Origin of the sequence: Sphingobium sp. CECT 9361 (assembly GCF_918741285.1) — a bacterium.
GTDB lineage: Bacteria > Pseudomonadota > Alphaproteobacteria > Sphingomonadales > Sphingomonadaceae > Sphingobium.
Window position 1 is genome coordinate 1 of record NZ_CAKKNC010000030.1, and the last position, 15,274, is coordinate 15,274.

The following is a 15,274-nucleotide window of genomic DNA, read 5'->3' on the forward strand; positions in this document are numbered from 1 at the left end:
CTCGCAGGCATTGCGCAGTTCGAGCGCGACATGCTCAGCGAGCGGGTTCGCTCCGGCCTCGCCGCGGCACGGGCGCGGGGTCGGAAACTCGGGCGGCAGACCGGCGTCCGCCCGAAGTCGGATCGGCTTGCCCCCAAGGTGCTAGCCCTTGTTGCCGAGGGGCGCAGCTATCGCTGGATAGCCCGGGACCTCGGCCTCAGCAAGAATACTGTCGCCGCAATCGTCGGACGCTCCAGGGCGGACATGGATCACAAGGTCGAGGTGGCGGCATGAGCGTCGCGCCGGATGTCGGACGAAAGCACAGGATGAAGACCGCCGCGCTTGGATGCATTACGTACCTGGCGATTGCAGGCTTCGTCTTCGGTAGCTTGCTGAAGCCAGTATTCCTCGCGACGATCTGGTCAGATAGACTGGGCGCGCCTCACTGGCTCTGGATCGTATCCGCTTGCTTCGCGGTCGGAGCGACCAGCTTTTTGATACCGGCTCGGTTTTCGATCGTTCGAGGCCCCATTTTTGTAGCGGTGGCGCTGGCGGGCTCTCTACTCTCAGTCGGAGCTTATGCGGATAATCTGAGATTGAAGGCGTTGAACGAGTTCGGTGCTGACCGGCAAACCCAACACTCGTTTTTAGAATCGGTCCGGCATGCCCCGGAAGAATTTCAGTTCTTCCTGCATACCGCCGTCATGAAGCACTGCGTGCCATATGCATGGAGCTATCGAACGATGAACTTCTATCGCATACCTTTGAGGGCAGCGGTCAACGTCATGCCTGCAAGGTGGCTGACGGAATGTTCTATCCATCGAGAGTGACGCAGTTTGTGATCAATGGCAGCCGCGGCGACGGCAAGGACAGCTATTCCCTTAGGGTGTCATTTCGCCCTCAGCCGGAACCGACCCCAGATACGATTCTTTGGCTGGCGAAGCAGCAGGATCCCGGAACCGGCGGCTACTTTGCTAAGCATCGGCCAGCGACGCTTAGCAAGGCGGCACGCAGCGATGAAAGTTCCGAGCGTCTGTGGCAGATCAGCGAGCGGCTGGTATCGACGTAAAGTCTGAACGGCACGCAATGGGATTCCGCAGCTGAGCGGGGCGGTCAAGGCAATGCTGAAGATTATGAACTGGAGCCAGGTGAGAAGCCGGTGCTGACCACCATCGCGCCGCGCACCGCTTCGGACCTATATTCGTGACCTGATGAGACCGCAGCGATGGTGGATATCGACAAGCTGATCCTGTTCGAACTCACCGCCAAGCTCGACCGCATCGGCGCGGATGAAGTTACGCTCGAATAGGAGGCAAAGCATCGTGCCGTCGGCCCGCAGATGATCGAACTGGTACATACAGCGAGCGAATCGCTGCAGGCGGGCTCGTCGGCGTCCGCGCTTGACAAGCCCGTCAACCGCTACTGACGCGATGTCCCGATGGCGAACCGACACATCCAGAATTCCCGCTGATCGGCTGCGAAATCTACGGACGGAACCTGGCAGCCGGCGACGCTATCCAACCACCCGGCACTACTAATTCGGCGATCTTTTTTGCCAAAAAGGCTGATCAAGAGATGAGGCACATGCGTGCTGCCGTGATCACCCGCAGCCAGGCGGGACGTGCTGATGGCTATACCGGTCTGCAAAGGGGCGCCGTCCTCACTAGGAGGCGAATCGCCCCGCTGAGGGCCATGTTGCCGGCTGATCCGCAAGGGAGAGCCCAACTGACCGGTGACTGCGCCCGATCAATCGGATATAGGGCAGTCAAATTCAAAAGATCGTTTGGAGGGTGCATTGGCTAAACAAACGACGAAACGGCAGCTTTTGGGTAGAGAACGTTACGATCCCGCGTCCAAAATTTTGAGAGTCATGGCCGCCGCCCGAGAGGAATTTGCCCTGTCTGGGTTTGAGGGTGCAAAAGTTGAGCATATAGCCCGACGCGCGGGGGTAACTAAGCAACTTGTCTATTTCTATTTCGCCAGCAAGGATGAATTATACAGCGAGGTACTTCGAGACATTGCTAAAGGAACATATGAGAAACTCCTAGCAATAGACTATGATTCCTTGCAGCCTGTGGATGCTGTTCGCCAGTATATCGGTGCTCTTTATGATAGATATTCCACCGATCAGGCAACCGCGATCGTGACAATAGATCAGAGCCTTCATGACGGCGCGCAAATCGGTCGTGCACCAGAAGTCGCTGTGCTGTGCAATACATTGTCTCAAAAAATTGATAGCGTGCTAAATCGTGGGAAAGATGCCGGATTGTTCGGCCCGCATGTCGACACTGCGGCACTTGAGTTTATGATCCTTATAATTGTCTCGGGCAGCGTCTCATCCCGCCGAATGTTGACGCGCTACAATGAGCATTTTGGACTAGAGGAGCGCGGCACTGCATTCTGGCGGGAATATGCGATTGACTTTATTCTGCGGTCGATAAGTCGCTGAGCCGCGTGGGTGATACCAACCTGCATTGATCATGACCCACGCGCCCATTTGCGGCGACCGATGGTCATGATGTGCCAAGGCAGATCGACGAGCTTGTTCCAAGCCTCGCAGCAGTGGTCGATGACGTTGTCGTAGGAAGACGCGGTTGGAGAGCCAGTTGTCGCGCATGAACTGCCAGATGTTCTCGACCGAGTTCAATTCAGGACATTTTGCCGGCAGAGCAATGATGCTGATGTTATCGGGCACGACGAGCTGTCCGGTCATGTGCCACCCAGCCTGGTCCATCAGCACGACCACGTGAGCGCCAGGGGCGACGGGGGGCGATATCTCTGTCAGGTGCAGTGTCATGGTTTCGGTATTGTAGAAGGGCAGCACCAGCCCTGCGCCCTAGATGTTCCACGGTTCGTCCTCCTCGTGTGAGGATAGGCTCGGCCCACCCGAGCAACCCTCGGAGCACCAGTGTAGGGCGAACCAACCTCTTTCACGAAACATGAGCGCTGTTCTCAGCCCACGTAGATCCAGGGCATGAGTTCATGAACGCGATTGGCCGGGTAGCCGTTGGCGAGCGCGGTCATTGTCTTGGTCAGCCATTCGTGGGGATTGATGTCGCTCAGCTTGCAGTTTTCGATGAGGGTGGCGATGACCGCCCAGTTGCCGCCTTCGTCAGAGCCGGCGAAGAGCGCATTTTTTCGATTATGCATACATTTCCATAACCGCAATTATGCGAAGCGCCGGATTATGTGCAGGTACAGATTGCCTGCGATGTTGACCGCGCGGTTTTCTGTCGCCTGCGATGCAGCATGACCGATACCATCTGCACATAATACCGTCCCTCTCCGCCCAACCATCTGGAGAGGAGCGTTTTCATGAGGTCCGATCTTTTACAGCCTGAGCCGCGCCGGTGGCTATCCAGCAGCGTCATCGCATCGGTCGAAGAGGAGTATGTCGCTCATCTTCGGGCAGGCAGGTATCATCCCAACACCGTGCGCGTGTATTTGGCCTGCGTCGCTCACTTCGCGAAGTGGGCCTCCGAGGCAGATGTGGGCCTTATTTTGATCGATGAGGCTGCGCAGCAGCAGTTTCTCGACGCCCATTTGCCGTTTTGCACATGCCGCCCGCCCGTGCGTAAACTGCGCCACGAGCTGCGCGCGGCTATTCGTCATCTCTTGCACGTGCTTCGCGCTCAGGGCCAGATTCCTCCTGCGGAACAGAAGGATCGCCTCAGCAGCGAGCTGGCGGCTTTCGATCGCCACATGCGGGATGTCGGCGGTCTGGCGGACACGACACGGCGGCAGCGGATTCAGATCGTTCGCCGATTGCTCCTCGAACGGTTTGGCAATAGCGAGATTGATCCTGAGAAGCTCGATCCTGCCCACGTTCGGCGTTTTATCCTGGGCGAAGGCCGAGGTTGGAGTGCCGGTGCAGTATGCGTCGCCGGTGGAGCGGTCGGCTGTTATTTGAAGTTTCGCAAGATGTTGGGCGACGACGTTGGCAAGCTTGTACGGGAGGTCCCTCGCGTGGCGCATTGGCGCTTGGCGGCGTTGCCCGACGTTTTATCACCGGCCCAGATTGATGCGGTACTCGCGTCATTTGATGATCGACTGCCGTCCCGGCGGCGCGCTTATGCGATGGTGAGATGCATCACCGACCTTGGACTCAGGTGCTCCGAAGTCGCCAAGCTGCGGATCGACGACGTTGACTGGCGGAACGGGATCATTCGCATAGCCAGAACCAAGACGCATTTCACCGATAGCCTTCCACTGCCTACCGCCACTGGTGACGCGATCGCAGATTATTTGCGCCATGAACGCCCCCAGACCAACAGCCGCGCGATCTTCGTTCGACACGCCGCGCCCTATGACGTCCCCATCAAGGCGGGCGTCGCCAAGCACGCAGTGATCGCCGCCTTCGCTCGATGCGGATGGCATCGAACCGATCCGCGCGTGCTTCGCCACAGTATCGCAAGCAGACTGCTCCGCGATGGTACGCCTATGAAGCACATTGCCGATATCTTGAGGCACCAGAGCCTCGACACGTCGAAGATTTACACCAAGATCGATCTCCACCGGCTGTCTGCCGTGGCGTTGCCCTGGCCTGGGAGGGTGTGATGACAACCAGGATGATGGCAACGCACGTCGAGGCCTTTCTTGCTGAACGGCGAGTCTTGGGGTTTCGCACCAATGGACCGAGCGCGAGCCAGTTACGCTCCTTCGCTCGATTCTTCGATGGCACTGACCGCAAGGGATCTCTGACAACAGAGCTCGTGGTCGAGTGGGCAAAGGAACACGCCCGAACCGATGGGCCGCGCGCGTGGGCTCGGCGGCTTGATGCCCTTCGGCCCTTCGCGACCTATCTGTTGCGAGAAGATCCAGCCACGGAGTTTCCGCAAACCCAGATATTCGGCAAATCCCAGCGCCGGGCCACCCCTCACATCTACACCGAGGAAGAGGTTCTGGCGCTGCTTGCTGCAGCACGTCATCTCGAACCAGTGGGCGGCCTGCGACCCGCCGCATACGAGGCTTTCTATGGTTTGATCGCCGCAACCGGCTTGCGCATTTCCGAGGCGATCAAATTGCGCTGCGCCGACGTAGACCTTGGAAGTCGATGTTTGACGGTTCGGATGACGAAGTTCAGCAAGTCGAGGCATGTGCCGTTCCACTCAACCACCGCCAGTGCTCTTGCCGACTATCTGGCCGTGCGGGACCGATTCCTGCCGCGCGCTGCGGAGCAGTCGTTTTTCGTCTCGACGCCAGAACGATCACTAAAATCGCGTGCCGCGCATTGGACCTTCCAGAGGTTGCGCAGCAAAGCAGGGATCGTTGCTCGCGGTGCCTACCCCGAAGTCCGCATCCATGATTTCCGCCATACATTCATCTGTCGACGCATCCAGAGGTGGCGAGCTGACGGTGCCGATATCGATAATGCAATCGCCGCGCTCTCCACCTACGTCGGCCATGCGAAGATATCGGACACCTATTGGTATCTGACCGGCATCCCGGATTTGATGGCTGCTGCTGGCAATCGGTTCGAAGATTTCGCATTCGGGGAGAAAGGCAATGGCTGAACACGCCGCCCCCACTTTGTCGACGCTGGTGCAGCGCTTCTTCATGGATCATCTCATAGAGCAACGTGCCGTCAGCCCTCAGACCATCGCTGCCTATCGGGATACCCTGCGCCTACTCCTCAACTACGCTGCCACGGCGTTGAAGCGAACGCCCAGCGCCATCACATTGTCCGATCTCGACGCGCCAATGCTGCTCGCTTTCCTTGATCATCTGGAGAAGGAGCGCGGCAATAGTGTGCGAAGCCGCAACGCACGCCTGGCCGCAATTAGGACGTTCCTGAAGTTCGCGTCGCACCACGACCTTGCCTCGCTGGCCACGATTGAGCGAGCGCTGGCAATTCCGTTCAAGCGGTTCGATCGGCCGATGGTCGGTTTTCTGTCTCGTGCCGAGATTGGTGCCATCATCGAAGCCCCGGATCGGGCCAGTTGGGCTGGACAACGCGATCGGGCATTCTTCAGCATGATGTACAATACCGGTGCCCGCGTTTCCGAGATGATCGGCATCCGGTGTCGGGACGTCGTGCTTGAAGGCCAACCTGCTGTCCACTTGCGCGGCAAGGGACGTAAAGAACGAAGCGTGCCGCTCTGGCGACCCACCGCCGCACTCATCAAGTCGTGGCGTCGCCGGATCGGCGATCCTACTGGAGAGAGCATTCTTTTCCCAAATCGCAGCGGTGGCCGGATGTCCCGCTCCAACGTCACCCAGCGCTTGGATCTCGCGGTAGCCGCCGCAGGCCTCAAGAATCCAGGCATCCTTGAACGTCCGGTTAAGAGACCTGTGCGCGGGTGGGTGTAGACAAGGGCATTTATTCCTGATTCAATTGGTTTTCCGAAGAGGAGAGTTGGGCGTGGCACATCGTTCGATTGGTCAGGAGCGATTTGGATTTGCCGGACGCGCAGGGGCGTCATCAACGCTGGACGAGCTTGGCAAGCTGATCGACTGGATGTCAGTCGCTGCGGTTTTGGATCCGCTCTATTGCGCAGCCAAAGGCGAACCCGCCTGGCCGCCACTTGCCATGTTCAAAGCTCTGCTACTGTCGATCTGGTACGACCTGTCAGACGTGAAATTGGCTGAGGCGCTCGATGATCGCGCGTCGTTTCGCCGCTTCTGCGGGTTTTCGGCAAATGAGGCGACACCCGAGCGCACCGCGTTCGTCAGATATCGCAGGCTGCTGGTCGTGCATAAGCTGGATCGATCGCTGTTTGATATCGTTACCGCTCAGCTCAAATCGAAAGCAGTGACGGTCAAGACCGGAACACTGGTCGATGCCACGATTATCGCGTCCGCCAGCGAAGACGATGAAGAGGCCCGTTGGGTAAAACATAAGGGTAAGCGGGCTGTTCATGGCTTCAAGGCCCATGTTGGAGCGGACGCCGATACAGCGCTGGTTGAGGAAGTATCGATCACCTCTGCCAATATCAACGATGGCAAGGCCGGTCCCGATGCGCTGCCCGACAACCCCGGCGAGGTGTTTGCTGACAGTGCCTATCGCGGCAATCATTTCCGTGACGCAGTCTTTGCAAAGGGTGGCGTACCGCGGATCGTCGCTACGGGCGCATGGGGCCGCGACGAACAGGAAACACTGCGAAAGCTCCATGAATGGAACCAACCCATCCATCGCATTCGCGGACGGATCGAGAAGATCTTCGGGACGTGGAAGCGATCCTATGGCCTGCGCCGAATGCGATGGCGAGGTCTCGCCAAAGCCGCCATCCAGGTCCACCTCACCGCCATCGACTACAATCTCAAGCGCACGATGAACATTCTCGCGGCCCAGGCATAAAGGAAACTACAGCCTGTGCCTGAGTGATCGGGAAGCAGCGCAACCCGCACTAAAGACCAAAAACAGATGGCTTTTCAGTCTTCTACACCCACCCGCGCACAGGTCTCGTAAATTAGGTCAGCCAGGGTTGGGGCGAGCCCCAACCCTGGCTGAAGTGTTATGCAAGCCACGGAACTCGCCCTTCAAATGGAAAGCAGTGCTAAATAGAAATGACACCCCTCCGCTAGATAGAGATGACACTCTTGGGTCTTGGCGGCGAACGCGGTGTTCATGGTCTTCCCACGGGAGGATCAGACTATGCCCGTAGAAAGCGGGATGTTGGTGCAGCCGTTCAGAGCGGCGACCGGATGTGAGGTTGTACAGGGTCCGGATACCGGGGCTCAGACCTTGGATGCCGACGAGAAGGATGGATTAACGTGATGAACTCCTTGACCCCAAAACCCTCATGTGAGGAGTTGGTGGCTCTCGCAAACCCGGCACGATTCGATCGTTGCTGACCCTAATTACTCTGACGGTCTAATTCATCCGCGAACATAGGCTGATGATCGAGAACGCCACCATCGGCCCTGAGCGACTGCCCGGTGATGAAGCCGGATTCGTCTGACGCGAAGAAAGCCGCCAAGGCGGCAATATCCTCGGGCCGCCCGGTTCGTTCGATGAGCTGGTGACGTTTGATGAGCGCGGCGAGTTCGGCAATCTTAGGCTCAAGTTCCGGGTCGAGAATGAGCCCGGGCATTATCGCATTGCATCGGATATTTTCCCGACCATGCTGTGTGGCAATATATTTGGTCATCACGAGGATCGCTCCCTTTGATGAACCGTAAGCGACGCGCGAACTGTCCCCCGCTGCCGCCGCGCCCGACGACGTATTGATAATGGATCCGCCACCCCGTCGACGCATATGAGGGATCGCATGTTTGCATGCCACCATGTAGCCGCGCACATTAACTTCCATTGTGCGATCCCACACCTCTATATCGGTATCGACCACGGTACGATCACGATTGAGGAATTCCAGATCCAAAAGCGCGGCGTTGTTGTGAAGGATGTCAAGTCCGCCAAAATGATCGACGGTGCGCTGTACCAGGCGAGCAATGCTTTCGACGTCGCCGGCATCGAACCGGACGGCCAGCGCCGCGTCCCCGATCTCGGTCGCGACCCGTTCGGCGCCCTCTTCACTAAGATCTGCGATCACAACCTTTGCGCCCTCGGCAGCGAAACGCTTTGCCGTTGCCGCACCGATACGGCCGCCGCCGCCCGTGACGATCGCGACCTTGTTTGCCAGACGCTGCATTTGCTTTCCTTTAACATAGGTAGCAGGCGAAAGGCATTGCCCAGTATCCGCTCTGCTTGCATTTAATGCTAGGCCGTAGGCCATTGCCCGCGGGGGCTCCCCTCGGCCCGGAAACTACCGCCTAGCCATAAACGCGGCTGCCGCTTGCGTATCCATATATTCCCGGCCCTCTATGATACAGCCATCGGCAATCCGGAAGACATTATGGTACTGATTTCGATAGACATCGTTATCATAGACCATTTCGCCGACCGCCTCCACAGCGACGTGATCGCCTTCCGCCACAGCATGGGTCACTACCATCGTCCGCTCTTTGGCGGCAATCAGGGCGCTAAGGCCGTTGAAGAGGCCCGCTCGATCGAGGTCCCCGATCCCGTTGATCCACCATCTCGCGTCGTAATGGATAATTGTCTCGAGGGTCGCGACGTCGCCATCCACGATGGCTTGCATAAACCGTAGAACCAGTTCCTTGTTGCCGTCAAAATTAGCCACGTGATTGCTCCCGTTCCTTTAGCGCGTGAGCGGTAATCGCTCCGCACCCGCTATGATATTACACGCCGATCATTTCCGCGTCTGCCGAGCTTGGATGAATAAAAAGTGGCATGCCATGGAAAGCTTTCCCGAAATGATAGGCGGTTCCACCCGACTTCATCGCCTGCTGATACAGCACGGGGTAACCCGCCGCCTCCAGACGGTCTTTGGCCGCCTCGACGTCATCATAGCCGATATTTACCGCTGCCAGCGGCGCCTCAAACTGTGATGCCAGTGTCGAGCCACCTTGAACCAGCGTGACACGATGTCTCCCGGTTAGCGCCCGCGTACCGAGGCCCTGCGGATCACCTTCCACGAATTGCATGTCGAACAGTGCGGAGAGGTCGCTTGCCACCGCATCAATATCATCAACCGCCAACGTCACCGAGGTCACTTTCGGGAACGGCGCGGCATCCAGCTCCCGGAAAGACGGAATCTGCACACGCGCTTCCGCTTCATTGTCGCCGCGGTTGCAAACCATGAATGGGATGTTGTGGAACTCGCGCCCGAACAGATATTCGTCGGCATCCGGCGTCGGCAGCCGGTTCACGACGATCGGTTGGTATCCAGCTGCCACGAACTTGTCGTGCGATTCGGTGGCGTTTTCCACGTCGATCGCAACCTCGATCAGCTTGCTTTGGATGAACGGGACATCCGTATTCGGTGAAATGGCAAGCAAACCATGCTCGCCAAAGGCAACGCTGAAGGTCGTGAAATGCGCATCCACCTCGGGACTATAGAAATCAAGGCCGAGAACGGACTTTCCGTCCGCTTCGAATGCCGCGAGATCGTCGATTGCCACCGCGACGCGACAGAACTTCGGCACATACACCCTAAAGTCCCCCAGCGACTGCGTTCGCGACCTTGATATTATCGTTGCGAAGCCTGCTCAAAAGTTCGTCGTTAACGGGCATCGGGCAAACGCTACCGATGCCCAAGGCCTTCAGAAGATGCCCGGTCCCGAGCCAGGTAGAAGCCATGACGCCGATGTCGCCTATTTCGGTATCGGTGAAGTGCGCGTGCATCGCCGCCCAGAATTCATCGTCATCATTCATCTCATCGACCGAGGTAAAGAAGCGATGTATGAACCTTAGTGCCAGCGCCTCACGCGGCGTAAAGCCGTCCCAGCTCCAATTCCATTCGCCGGCGTTTACGTACAATTCTTCTTCGATTGGCTCGTCGCTAAAGCCGGGCCAGTCGCGCCACAGGCGCAGGCTGTTGCAGATAGGGCAGCCCATCACCGCCGTACTTGGAAATCGCATCACTTCGCGCTCGCGCGGCGTGAGCGTCGTCTCGGGCGCATCGTAAATGATCCGAAACATACGTTTGCGCGCTTCGACCAGCTGCGGAGTGCCCAAGTCGTTGAGGATGTGGTCAAGCGCTTCCTTGCCCTCGGGAACGTCGATCCTATACGGCATCTTCTCTCTCCTTTTTACGGGCCTCGCCAGCCAGCCCATTGTCTTGATAGGACCCAATCGAGCGTTGCCTCTCCGGTGTCGTTAGCCACCAGGCAGGATGGCTTTGCCAATGCGCCGGAACCGGCCCTTCGTGCCGGATCAGTCCTGAACCTGCGAAGCGAGCACCGGCCTGATCCGAAGATGCTCCGGTATATTCTCCACGCCGATCTGGCGGTCCAATTCTTCCTGATACCAGTACGCGTCGCGGCCGCGCTCGTGCTCCACGCCATCGTATATCTGCTTAGCCCGTTCGTCCAACATGTTATGCTCCTATCCCTTATCGTCGCACCGTCAGCGCAGCCCGACACCTGGAGCTGACTAGACCACCCGCCAGGGCGCTGCTCATGCCGCTGGTCGATTAGCCGCTGCCCTTCCCGACCACGGCAACTTGGTCGCTCCGAGCGGGACCGCCCGATCGGCCCTCCTCAAGAACCTGCTTCTACTTCAGGCTCCGTGGCCGAGAAATTTGAATAGTGTGCTGGGCAGAGGTGGTGGGGACACTGGGATGCCCGATCACCTCCACAGCCTGGGCGACCTCGGCCAGCCCGAGAGCGAGCCGGAAAAGTCCCTGCTCGGCTCTGGGCAGCGGGCCATACTCGAATTGGTCGAGATGCCGGAACACATCCTCGAGCCTCGGAGTCACGGCATCATAGAAGAGCTTCAAGTCCTCGAGGCTTTTGCGGCGTCGAAGTTGGTATCTCTCGTCCTCTGTCTCGAGATCACCCCACTCCTCGAGGAACATCTCGAGCGCCTCGAAGCCGGCAGGCAGCGACGGACTGACACCTCTTTCAATCGTTGACATTATAATTCTCCTTGGCGCGTCCGGCGCCAGCAACCCTTAGATCTAAACCTTGCCTTCGATGTAATTCGTCAGCGTCTGCGCAAAGTGACGCAGCATGAACTCGTTCTCACCATATTTGACCCGTTCCAGTCCTCCCGAGATGAGACCTTGCTGCTGCAGTTCGCCCATCGAGGAATCTTCGGCCATCACGTCGCGGATGGCCGCGACATAGGAGGCTTCTGCGAATTCCGTCCTGAAACTGTGCGGTGCCCTATCGAGGAAAAGACGCACGTCCCACAGCATTTCATTGGGCCCCGACGGCCAATACTGGTACCACAGATAGCCATTATGCAGAACCTGGATCTGAGTGTTAGGGAAGATATTGATGGCCTCTTCCATGATCGGATCTATACGATCTGGGTTGATTGCCGGATGATCCATCAACTTCTTGCCGGCCGGCTCCAACTCGGCGTCTGCTGCGAACCCGGTTTCCAGGGCAAAGCGCATAACCGGCTTTGTCGGCTGCCATTTGCTGTTGGCTCCGGTGATATTCGCGGAGTGGCGCCCCATGAATCGCACGGTCGGATAATCCGTCAGTGGGTTTTCGCGATCGAAGACGAACGGGAGTGAATTCTTGTGCAGGAAGCCCAGGTGATAGCCTTCGGTGAAGGCGTTGCTGATATGCTTCCAGTTCGTCGCGAGCGGCTGAGGGAGGCGCAGCTCGTGATTATAATCCTCGAAGGGCAAGTCGGAGAAAAGAACCCCGGCTTCTCCGAGGAACTCCTCAAGGGACTCCTCGGGTTCCTTGGCAAAATTGACGAATATGAAACCGTTCCAAATACCCGTATGCACCGGCGGCAGACCGTCATGACCGCATTTCACATCCGGGAACATATCGGCGCCGGGAATGGTCCGCAGCTTGCCGTCGGTTCCATACACCCAGGCATGGTAGGGGCAGCGGAACTGGGCAGCGTTGCCCTTCTCCTTCTGTACGACCATCACACCGCGATGCGCGCAGGAATTGTGGAAGCCGCGCACCTCTCCGTCGTCGCCCCGGACCAAGATCAGCTTGGCCTTGAGTGTCAAAATGTCGAGATTGACGAAATCGCCTGCGTTGGGAAGCTCTTCCACGCGCGCGACCGATAACCAAGCGCGCCGAAAGACCTGCTCACGCTCCAGCTCGAACTGTTCCTGCGACGTATAGAAGGAGGCTGGGACAGAACTCTCCTCCAGTTTGAGATCCCTCGATCTCAACCAGCGACTTTCCGGTATCCTGGTAAATCCGTTCATGACATCCTCCTACTCAAATCCGCAACCTAGCAACATTGGCCGCCAACGCTGCCTCTGCACGATAGTGCCGGTGTTCGGTGGCTTGCTAGGCTCGTCTTTATGGCGGGGCGCGCAAAGCTACAATCAGCCTTTCTGACGGAGGGTCAGAATGAACCTCCCCGAGCCTCTGGTCGAGAACGCAGCATTTGTTAAGCAGGATCAATACCCGGCAGCGGACCACTCGCAAGGTTCTGCCCGATACTTTCAAAAATAAGCGACGCCTTGGGGAGCAGCGACAGGTTCATGTTCGACGTAGAAAGATATTATAGCAGGGTTCCGGAAGATCAGATCGTTGATCTCAAGCAACGCCTTGAGCGTGCGCGCTGGCCTGAGCCGGAGACTGTGCAGAACTGGACGCAGGGCGCACCGTTGGAGTCCGTACGAAAGCTGTGCGAGTACTGGCGATCCTCATATGACTGGCGGCGTTGCGAGCGCCTATTGAACGACCTGGGCCAGTACAGAACACCTATTAACGGGCTTGATATTCATTTCCTGCATATCCGCTCGTCGAACCCGCGTGCGCTCCCGCTGCTGATAACGCATGGCTGGCCCGGATCTGTCGTAGAGTTTCTGAAGATAGTCGGCCCCCTGACTGAGCCTCAGCTCCATGGCGGCAGCATCGATGACGCGTTTCATATCATCGCGCCGTCCTTGCCAGGATTCGGATTTTCGGGAAAACCCGAAGAGAGAGGCTGGACAGTCGAGAAGATTGCTGAGGCATGGGCCGAACTCATGCGTCGCCTGGGCTATGACCGGTTTGTCGCCCAAGGAGGCGATTGGGGTGGCGCCGTGACCACACAGCTGGGCGGGACGAACGCGCCCGGGTGTGCGGCGATTCACCTGAACGCTCCGATTGCGTTACCAGTGGCCGATGATATGAATGATTTGACCGTGGAGGAGAGCGCCAGCCTTGCCGCGATGGAGGAGCATAACCGGACCGGGTCCGCCTATGCCCTCCTGCAAGCGACCAAGCCACAGACCCTTGGCTATGGCCTCGTCGATTCTCCGATAGGACAGGCGGCATGGATTTACGAGAAGTTCCACGCTTGGTCGGATCATGACGGCGCTGTCGAATCCATCCTGTCGTATGATGACATGCTGGATGCAATCATTGTTCCCCGTCAGCACCAATGGCACAGATTTGAGGTTGTGATTTAAGGAGTGTTGGGGCTTCGTCGTAGTGACGAAGGAACGAAGATGAAGCCCCAACACTCCTTAAAAAAATCGCCGATGAAGGCCCCTGCCGAGCGGGTGGTGAAGGACATCCGGCGGCAGACCCGTCGGCACTTCTCGGCCGAAGACAAGATCAGGATCGTGCTGGATGGCCTGCGCGGCGAGGACAGCATTGCCGAGCTGTGCCGCAAGGAAGGCATCGCCCAAAGCCTGTATTACACCTGGTCGAAGGAGTTCATGGAAGCGGGCAAGCGTCGCCTGGCTGGCGACACTGCCCGTGCCGCAACCACCGGCGAGGTGCAGGACCTGCGCCGCGAAGCCCGTGCCCTGAAGGAATGCGTTGCCGACCTGACGCTCGAAAACCGTCTGCTCAAAAAAAGTATGATCGCGGATGGGGGCGACGACGAATGAGGTATCCAGCATCGGAGAAGCTCGAGATCATCCGGATCGTCGAGCAATCGCACCTACCAGCCAAGCACACGTTGGACGAGCTCGGCATTGCCCGTCGGACCTTCTACCGCTGGTACGACCGGTTCCTCGAAGGCGGCCCGGAGGCGCTGGAGGATCGGCCATCGACACCGAGCCGGGTGTGGAACCGGATCCCGCCTGACATCCATGATCAGATCATCGAGCTGGCGCTGGGGCAGTCCGAGCTAAGCCCCCGGGAACTGGCGGTGCGTTTTACCGATGAGAGGCGCTACTTCGTGTCGGAAGCCACGGTTTACCGTCTGTTGAAGGCCCACGATCTGATCACCAGCCCGGCCTATGTCGTGATCAAGGCCGCCGATCAGTTCCACACCAAGACCACGCGGGTAAACGAGATGTGGCAGACTGATTTTACCTACTTCAAGATCATCGGGTGGGGCTGGATGTACCTGTCGACCGTGCTCGACGACTTCTCGCGCTACATTATCGCCTGGAAACTGTGCACCAACATGCGCGCCGAGGATGTGACCGACACGCTCGACCTGGCCCTTGGCGCATCGGGCTGCGACAGCGCCACGGTGCTGCACAAGCCCAGGCTGTTGTCGGATAATGGCCCCAGCTACATCGCCGGCGAATTGGCTGAATACATTGAGGCCCGGAAGATGAGCCACGTGCGCGGTGCCCCGATGCACCCGCAAACCCAGGGCAAGATCGAGCGCTGGCACCAAACCCTGAAAAACCGCATCCTGCTGGAAAACTACTTTTTGCCCGGCGACCTCGAAGCCCAAATCGAGGCCTTCGTCGAGTACTACAACCACCAGCGTTACCACGAGAGCCTGAACAACGTGACGCCCGCCGATGCCTACTTCGGCAGGGCTCCAGCCATCATCAAACAGCGCGAAAGGATCAAGCGACAGACCATCGAACATCGGCGCTTGCAACACCGCAAGCTCGCCGCCTAACATCAACCCCCAGACGAGGTCCGCACTCCGCTAATTTACGCCGCG

Annotated in this window: 19 protein-coding genes and 2 pseudogenes; 10 read left to right on the top strand and 11 right to left on the bottom strand. The window is 58.2% G+C overall.

Annotated elements, in window-relative coordinates; all coding sequences use genetic code 11:
- The 3 genes from LQ220_RS22300 to LQ220_RS22310 all read left to right on the top strand — a co-directional run.
- Positions 1-273, top strand: a 273-nt coding sequence (locus tag LQ220_RS22300; protein ID WP_230190278.1) for a recombinase family protein, incomplete at its 5' end; no start/stop codon positions are given.
- Positions 270-809, top strand: coding sequence for a hypothetical protein (locus tag LQ220_RS22305; protein WP_053556452.1), 540 nt, complete (start codon positions 270-272; stop codon positions 807-809). The genes LQ220_RS22300 and LQ220_RS22305, both read left to right, overlap by 4 nt.
- Positions 788-1,048, top strand: coding sequence for a hypothetical protein (locus tag LQ220_RS22310; RefSeq protein WP_230190279.1), 261 nt, complete (start codon positions 788-790; stop codon positions 1,046-1,048). The genes LQ220_RS22305 and LQ220_RS22310 overlap by 22 nt, the downstream gene beginning before the upstream one ends.
- A 126-nt stretch (positions 1,049-1,174) precedes the next feature.
- Here LQ220_RS22310 and LQ220_RS22315 read toward each other — a convergent pair whose 3' ends face one another.
- Positions 1,175-1,336, bottom strand: a complete 162-nt coding sequence (locus LQ220_RS22315; RefSeq protein WP_230190280.1) for a hypothetical protein — start codon at positions 1,334-1,336, stop codon at positions 1,175-1,177.
- A gap of 375 nt (positions 1,337-1,711) precedes the next feature.
- Here LQ220_RS22315 and LQ220_RS22320 point away from each other — a divergent pair, with 375 nt between their 5' ends.
- Positions 1,712-2,428: a TetR/AcrR family transcriptional regulator gene (locus tag LQ220_RS22320; protein WP_183956591.1), complete on the top strand. Its 717-nt coding sequence runs from the start codon at positions 1,712-1,714 to the stop codon at positions 2,426-2,428.
- 29 nt (positions 2,429-2,457) lie between these two features.
- Here the strand turns inward: LQ220_RS22320 and LQ220_RS22325 are convergent.
- From LQ220_RS22325 to LQ220_RS22335, 3 genes and pseudogenes are all read right to left on the bottom strand, one after another.
- Positions 2,458-2,815, bottom strand: a pseudogene (locus LQ220_RS22325) (transposase); the annotation flags it as partial.
- A 116-nt stretch (positions 2,816-2,931) separates the two neighbouring features.
- A pseudogene (locus LQ220_RS22330) lies at positions 2,932-3,123 on the bottom strand (transposase domain-containing protein); the annotation flags it as partial.
- Positions 3,124-3,333: 210 nt separating this feature from the next.
- Positions 3,334-3,954, bottom strand: a complete 621-nt coding sequence (locus LQ220_RS22335; protein ID WP_230190281.1) for a hypothetical protein — start codon at positions 3,952-3,954, stop codon at positions 3,334-3,336.
- Here LQ220_RS22335 and LQ220_RS25115 point away from each other — a divergent pair.
- The 4 genes from LQ220_RS25115 to LQ220_RS22355 are packed head-to-tail and all read left to right on the top strand — an operon-like array spanning position 3,901 to position 7,276.
- The gene (locus LQ220_RS25115) at positions 3,901-4,536 is read left to right on the top strand and encodes a tyrosine-type recombinase/integrase (protein ID WP_354958459.1); all 636 of its coding nucleotides are present in this window, start codon (positions 3,901-3,903) and stop codon (positions 4,534-4,536) included. The two genes, LQ220_RS22335 and LQ220_RS25115, sit on opposite strands and share 54 nt — an antisense overlap.
- Entirely contained in the window at positions 4,536-5,492 is a 957-nt protein-coding gene (locus LQ220_RS22345) for a tyrosine-type recombinase/integrase (RefSeq protein WP_183956594.1), read from the top strand. The genes LQ220_RS25115 and LQ220_RS22345 overlap by 1 nt, the downstream gene beginning before the upstream one ends.
- Positions 5,485-6,288 (top strand): tyrosine-type recombinase/integrase, encoded by an 804-nt coding sequence (locus LQ220_RS22350; RefSeq protein WP_230190283.1) that lies wholly within the window; start codon positions 5,485-5,487, stop codon positions 6,286-6,288. Before LQ220_RS22345 ends, LQ220_RS22350 begins: the two co-directional genes overlap by 8 nt.
- A gap of 52 nt (positions 6,289-6,340) precedes the next feature.
- Entirely contained in the window at positions 6,341-7,276 is a 936-nt protein-coding gene (locus LQ220_RS22355; RefSeq protein WP_230190284.1) for an IS5 family transposase, read from the top strand.
- Positions 7,277-7,775: 499 nt separating this feature from the next.
- On the opposite strand, the gene LQ220_RS22360 is transcribed toward LQ220_RS22355, so the two are convergent.
- The 7 genes from LQ220_RS22360 to LQ220_RS22390 all read right to left on the bottom strand — a co-directional run bounded on the left by LQ220_RS22360 (position 7,776) and on the right by LQ220_RS22390 (position 12,629).
- Positions 7,776-8,570: a glucose 1-dehydrogenase gene (locus LQ220_RS22360; protein ID WP_230190285.1), complete on the bottom strand. Its 795-nt coding sequence runs from the start codon at positions 8,568-8,570 to the stop codon at positions 7,776-7,778.
- Positions 8,571-8,684: 114 nt separating this feature from the next.
- Positions 8,685-9,062 (bottom strand): nuclear transport factor 2 family protein, encoded by a 378-nt coding sequence (locus LQ220_RS22365; protein ID WP_230190286.1) that lies wholly within the window; start codon positions 9,060-9,062, stop codon positions 8,685-8,687.
- 58 nt (positions 9,063-9,120) lie between these two features.
- Positions 9,121-9,933 carry a hypothetical protein gene (locus LQ220_RS22370; RefSeq protein ID WP_230190287.1) on the bottom strand — a complete coding sequence of 271 codons (813 nt, stop codon included), beginning with the start codon at positions 9,931-9,933 and terminating at the stop codon, positions 9,121-9,123.
- A 1-nt stretch (position 9,934) separates the two neighbouring features.
- Positions 9,935-10,576 carry a hypothetical protein gene (locus tag LQ220_RS22375; protein WP_230190288.1) on the bottom strand — a complete coding sequence of 214 codons (642 nt, stop codon included), beginning with the start codon at positions 10,574-10,576 and terminating at the stop codon, positions 9,935-9,937.
- An 81-nt stretch (positions 10,577-10,657) separates the two neighbouring features.
- Complete coding sequence (locus LQ220_RS22380; RefSeq protein ID WP_230190289.1) at positions 10,658-10,819, bottom strand: hypothetical protein; 162 nt, start codon at positions 10,817-10,819, stop codon at positions 10,658-10,660.
- Between the two features lie 178 nt (positions 10,820-10,997).
- Complete coding sequence (locus LQ220_RS22385; RefSeq protein WP_183956598.1) at positions 10,998-11,360, bottom strand: hypothetical protein; 363 nt, start codon at positions 11,358-11,360, stop codon at positions 10,998-11,000.
- Positions 11,361-11,402: 42 nt separating this feature from the next.
- Entirely contained in the window at positions 11,403-12,629 is a 1,227-nt protein-coding gene (locus tag LQ220_RS22390; RefSeq protein ID WP_230190290.1) for an aromatic ring-hydroxylating dioxygenase subunit alpha, read from the bottom strand.
- Positions 12,630-12,911: 282 nt separating this feature from the next.
- On the opposite strand from LQ220_RS22390, the gene LQ220_RS22395 reads away from it, so the two are divergent.
- The gene (locus LQ220_RS22395; protein WP_230190291.1) at positions 12,912-13,826 is read left to right on the top strand and encodes an epoxide hydrolase; all 915 of its coding nucleotides are present in this window, start codon (positions 12,912-12,914) and stop codon (positions 13,824-13,826) included.
- A gap of 39 nt (positions 13,827-13,865) precedes the next feature.
- A protein-coding gene (locus tag LQ220_RS22400; protein WP_230190292.1) for an IS3 family transposase occupies positions 13,866-15,229 on the top strand; the annotation gives its coding sequence in 2 pieces (ribosomal slippage) (positions 13,866-14,213 and positions 14,216-15,229; 1,362 coding nt in all).
- Positions 15,230-15,274 lie beyond the last annotated feature (45 nt).

Excerpts from the sequence above, each read along its gene's own strand:
- LQ220_RS25115 (WP_354958459.1), top strand. The coding sequence starts at position 3,901 with ATGTTGGGCGACGACGTTGGCAAGCTTGTACGGGAGGTCCCTCGCGTG.
- LQ220_RS22380 (WP_230190289.1), bottom strand. The coding sequence starts at position 10,819 with ATGTTGGACGAACGGGCTAAGCAGATATACGATGGCGTGGAGCACGAG.
- LQ220_RS22310 (WP_230190279.1), top strand. The coding sequence starts at position 788 with ATGTTCTATCCATCGAGAGTGACGCAGTTTGTGATCAATGGCAGCCGC.
- LQ220_RS22315 (WP_230190280.1), bottom strand. The coding sequence starts at position 1,336 with ATGTACCAGTTCGATCATCTGCGGGCCGACGGCACGATGCTTTGCCTC.
- LQ220_RS22335 (WP_230190281.1), bottom strand. The coding sequence starts at position 3,954 with ATGCGCCACGCGAGGGACCTCCCGTACAAGCTTGCCAACGTCGTCGCC.
- LQ220_RS22385 (WP_183956598.1), bottom strand. The coding sequence starts at position 11,360 with ATGTCAACGATTGAAAGAGGTGTCAGTCCGTCGCTGCCTGCCGGCTTC.
- LQ220_RS22345 (WP_183956594.1), top strand. The coding sequence starts at position 4,536 with ATGACAACCAGGATGATGGCAACGCACGTCGAGGCCTTTCTTGCTGAA.
- LQ220_RS22360 (WP_230190285.1), bottom strand. The coding sequence starts at position 8,570 with ATGCAGCGTCTGGCAAACAAGGTCGCGATCGTCACGGGCGGCGGCGGC.
- LQ220_RS22305 (WP_053556452.1), top strand. The coding sequence starts at position 270 with ATGAGCGTCGCGCCGGATGTCGGACGAAAGCACAGGATGAAGACCGCC.
- LQ220_RS22395 (WP_230190291.1), top strand. The coding sequence starts at position 12,912 with ATGTTCGACGTAGAAAGATATTATAGCAGGGTTCCGGAAGATCAGATC.
- LQ220_RS22350 (WP_230190283.1), top strand. The coding sequence starts at position 5,485 with ATGGCTGAACACGCCGCCCCCACTTTGTCGACGCTGGTGCAGCGCTTC.
- LQ220_RS22390 (WP_230190290.1), bottom strand. The coding sequence starts at position 12,629 with ATGAACGGATTTACCAGGATACCGGAAAGTCGCTGGTTGAGATCGAGG.